The following is a 2,422-nucleotide window of genomic DNA, read 5'->3' as shown; positions in this document are numbered from 1 at the left end:
ATTTTATAGCACCATCCAAGGGAAACCTAACTCCAATTCAAGTATGAGTTACGATCGCAGTTCCTCATCAATGAGTTAAAGGACTGCAACCCTTTTTAAATTCCTCATTTCAATCTGACTTAATAAATATCAATTAGCGGGAGACCAAAACCATGTGTACTCAAGATGAAGCCAGGGCGCTAATGATGCGTCATCATCATAACATCAAGAACCGTCAGCAATCTATGCTCAACCGTTCGGCGCAGGAAGTAGGTATCGATGTTGGGGATTATTATAGCACGATTCAAGGCAAACCCCATTCCGACTCACGGGATAACTACGATCGCTCCCGAGCTTCGATGAGTTAAAATTTCAACACCACGAAAAATTGAAAAATCTTTGTCCCCACCCCCACCTAGCCGTCTTCAGGTGGGGGATAGTTAATTATCCATGAATTTGTTTGTGCAAATCCCCACTGTAGCAATCCCGCTGGGTGGGGATTTTCAATTAAAACTTGGTATAATGCCTTCTGCTCAAGAGTAGATGCTAGAAGGCGAAACCTATGTCAGAGTGGCAAAAGATTGATGGTGGCATCACCGCACCCAAGGGATATAAAGCCAGTGGAATCACCGCCGGGCTCAAACCTTCTGGAGCGCCAGACTTAGCGTTGATTATATCAGATGTAGAGGCGATCGCAGCGGGGGTATTTACGACATCCCAAGTGCGCGCCGCCTGTGTAGATTATTGTCGGCAAAAGTTAGAAGCGAAACCCAGTGTGCGGGCGATTTTATGTAATTCCGGTCAAGCCAACGCCGGGACAGGACAGCAGGGGTGGGAAGATGCCCAAGATAGTGCGAAAGCCTTGGCGGCGGCGTTAAATATTGATCCAGATTCGATTTTACTAGCTTCCACCGGAGTCATCGGTAAACGGATTAAAATGGAGGAACTCATAGCAGCCATTCCCCAATTAGTGTCTGAGGTTTCCGAAAACGGCGGGACAGCGGCAGCCGGGGCAATTATGACGACGGATTTGGTGATGAAATCCATTGCTTTAGAAACTCAATTTGGCGATCGCCCGGTGCGGATTGGTGGCATTGCCAAAGGTTCGGGGATGATTCATCCTAATATGGCAACAATGCTGGCTTTTGTCACCTGTGATGCTGCGGTTTCTCCTCCTCTGTGGCAAGAAATGCTGACTAGGGCTGCCAATCGTAGTTTTAATCAAATTACAGTTGATGGGGATACTAGCACCAACGACACGCTGATTGCTTTAGCTAATGGTCAGTCCCGCACTCCGGCAATTACTGGACCCGGACCTGATGCTGATAAATTAGAAGCGATGCTGACAGCAGTTTGTGAACATTTAGCTAAGGCGATCGCCAGAGATGGAGAAGGGGCTACCTGTTTAATTGAAGTGCAGGTAACTGGCGCACCCACAGAAGCAGCGGCGGCTATGGTTGCTAAAACTATTGTTGGGTCTTCTTTATTAAAGGCGGCGATTTTCGGTTGTGACCCTAATTGGGGAAGAATTGCGGCTGCAGCCGGACGGGCTGGGGTTCGTTTTGACCAGGATAAGTTAGAGATTTCCTTGGGTGAGTTTCAACTGATGAAAAATGGTCAGCCTTTAGCTTTTGATGCAGCTGCGGCCAGTAATTATTTAAAACTGGCTAAAACTGCGGCTTATCTTCAGGAAGATACAGTGTTAATCAAGGTTAAAATTGGTGATGAGCCAGGAAGTAGTAAGGCTTGGGGATGTGACCTTAGCTATGATTATGTGAAAATTAATGCAGAATACACTACTTAATTGGTCTTGACCTGATCAACCCGGTTGCTCACAGAAACCGGGTTGATTGTTCCGACAAATATCAACTATTCGCGCTCACAGGGTTTCTGGATCGATACCCAATTCCCGGAGTTTCGCCAAGGCGCGATCGCGTTCTTGTTTTGCCTTATCCCGTTCTTGTTGTGCCTCATTGCGTTCTTGTTGTGCGCGATCGCGTTCATCAAACAAATCCCCCGGTTCTTTGAACAATTCCCCATTAGGGTGATACACTGCTAAACCATCATCAAACAGCTCAAAGCGAATGTTCAACAGTGGGGAAGTCCAGGGGAAATCTAGGGGGGTAATTAACACCAAGCTATCTTCGGGGGTAGCCCGTTGAAAACCCCAAAAATTATGGGATTGGGGATTATAAAAATACATCTCCAGCACGCCATACTGTTGATAAAATTGTTGTTTGGCAGCCATTTCGCTCATGGTGTTACTGGGAGAGAGGATCTCAAACACCACTTGCGGCGGAATGTTGTCTTCTTCCCACTGTTTATAACTACCGCGCGCGCCATCAGGACGACCTAACACCACCATCGCATCAGGGGCTTGTCTGGGAGCGGGGGGACGTTCTACCTGGACGGGATACCAGAGTAAATCCCCCGCCACAAAAGC

Annotated in this window: 3 protein-coding genes; 2 read left to right on the top strand and 1 reads right to left on the bottom strand. The window is 47.4% G+C overall.

What is annotated here, in order from left to right:
• Positions 1–152: 152 nt before the first annotated feature.
• Both gifA and argJ read left to right on the top strand, forming a co-directional pair.
• On the top strand, positions 153–347 hold the full coding sequence (gifA, locus tag ACTIE0_RS12580) for a glutamine synthetase inactivation factor IF7A (RefSeq protein ID WP_006668916.1): 195 nt from the start codon (positions 153–155) through the stop codon (positions 345–347).
• 194 nt (positions 348–541) lie between these two features.
• The gene (gene argJ, locus ACTIE0_RS12575; RefSeq protein WP_006622841.1) at positions 542–1,783 is read left to right on the top strand and encodes a bifunctional ornithine acetyltransferase/N-acetylglutamate synthase; all 1,242 of its coding nucleotides are present in this window, start codon (positions 542–544) and stop codon (positions 1,781–1,783) included.
• A 75-nt stretch (positions 1,784–1,858) separates the two neighbouring features.
• Here argJ and ACTIE0_RS12570 read toward each other — a convergent pair.
• Positions 1,859–2,422: Uma2 family endonuclease (locus tag ACTIE0_RS12570; protein WP_439516914.1), on the bottom strand; the 564-nt coding region annotated here is incomplete at its 5' end.

Origin of the sequence: Limnospira sp. (assembly GCF_051859755.1) — a bacterium.
GTDB lineage: Bacteria > Cyanobacteriota > Cyanobacteriia > Cyanobacteriales > Microcoleaceae > Limnospira > Limnospira fusiformis.
This window is presented reverse-complemented; position numbering and strand designations above follow the sequence as displayed.